This is a genomic window from Nocardia sp. NPDC060220, from assembly GCF_042727815.1.
Classification (GTDB): domain Bacteria; phylum Actinomycetota; class Actinomycetes; order Mycobacteriales; family Mycobacteriaceae; genus Nocardia.
Genome location: NZ_JBHWZY010001245.1, coordinates 1 through 1,482, shown reverse-complemented (window position 1 = coordinate 1,482; position 1,482 = coordinate 1). Strand labels below are relative to the sequence as shown.

Sequence of the window (1,482 nt, the reverse complement as noted above, 5' to 3'; positions counted from 1 at the left end):
CCTGGTGTACTCAGTGGAATGATCCAAGTTTCATCCGACATTAACCGGACCCCGGTCCGATTACTTCCCGCGGAGGACGTGTGAGCGGCGTGAGCTATGGCACACCCCAGTCCGACGAGCCGCCCCTGCTGGGGATCGGGCGGCCGCTGCCCGGCAGCGCGGAACCCGTGGAACGTGCCGACGCCGCGCGCAATCGCGCGCTGCTGCTCGACGCGGCCCAGCAGCTGGTGCGCGAGCACGGCGTCGACGACCTCACGATGGACGCGCTCGCCAAACGCGCGGGGGTCGGCAAGGGCACGGTCTTTCGCCGGTTCGGCAACCGGACCGGGCTCATGCTGGCCCTGCTGGATCACTCCGAGCAGAAATTCCAGGCCGCGTTCATGTTCGGGCCCGCGCCGCTCGGTCCCGAGGCAGGCCCGGTCGAGCGGCTGGTCGCCTTCGGGCGCACCCGGCTGCTCGATATCGAGGTCGAGGGCGATCTGCACCAGGCCGCGGAGAAGGACGGGCGTTTCGGTGGCGGACCCTACGCCCTGCACAAGGCGCACGTCATGCTGCTGCTTCGCGCGATCGGCGTCGACGGTGAGGTTCCGCTGATCGCCGACACCCTGCTGTCCACACTGACGGCGGCGCTGGTCATCCACCAGGTCGAAGTGCTCGGCTACACGCGCGATCAGATCGGCGACAACTGGGAATGGCTCGTTCGCCGGGTCGTTTCGCCTGTCCCCCAAGTAGAGTGAGACCGCATGGGGACACTGCGTGAACAGATCATTGCCGAATTGGGTGTGCTGCCCGAGATCGAGGCGAAGCGGGAGGTCCGGCGGCGCGTCGACTTCCTGAAGGACTACCTGGCCACCACCCCGGCCAAGGGATTCGCCCTCGGGATCAGTGGCGGCCAGGACAGTGCGCTGGCCGGTCGGCTGTGCCAGCTGGCCGTCGAGGAGCTGCGCGCCGACGGTGTCGAGGCGAAGTTCCTCGCGGTGCGGCTGCCCTACGGCGTGCAGGCCGACGAACACGACGCGCAGACCGCCTTGAATTTCATCGACCCCGATCGCACGGTCGTGGTGAACATCCGGCCCAGCGCCGATGCGGTAGGCATCGAGGTGGCGGGCGCGCTCGATCACGAGCGCCTGCGCGACTTCGTGCGCGGCAACATCAAGGCGCGTGAGCGGATGGTCGCCCAATACGCCCTCGCGGGCCAGGAAAGCCTGCTGGTGGTCGGCACCGATCACGCGGCCGAAGCGGTCACCGGGTTCTTCACCAAGTTCGGCGACGGCGGTGTCGACCTGACTCCCCTCACCGGTCTCACCAAGCGCCAGGGCGCGGCCCTCCTGCAAGAACTCGGCGCCCCCTCGAGCATCTGGTCCAAGGTCCCCACCGCCGACCTCGAGGACGACCGCCCCGCCCTCGCCGACGAGGACGCACTCGGCCTGCGCTACGCCGAGATCGACGACTACCTCGAAGGCAAGGACGTCACCCCCGAGG

The 1,482-nt window shown here is 68.6% G+C and carries 2 protein-coding genes; both read left to right on the top strand.

Going from position 1 to position 1,482, the window contains the following annotated elements:
• The first annotated feature begins 89 nt into the window (after nt 1-89).
• Nucleotides 90-737: a TetR/AcrR family transcriptional regulator gene (locus ACFWF3_RS35720; RefSeq protein WP_379318559.1), complete on the top strand. Its 648-nt coding sequence runs from the start codon at nt 90-92 to the stop codon at nt 735-737.
• A gap of 6 nt (nt 738-743) precedes the next feature.
• On the top strand, nt 744-1,482 hold a 739-nt coding region (gene nadE, locus ACFWF3_RS35715), incomplete at its 3' end, for an ammonia-dependent NAD(+) synthetase (RefSeq protein WP_379318557.1).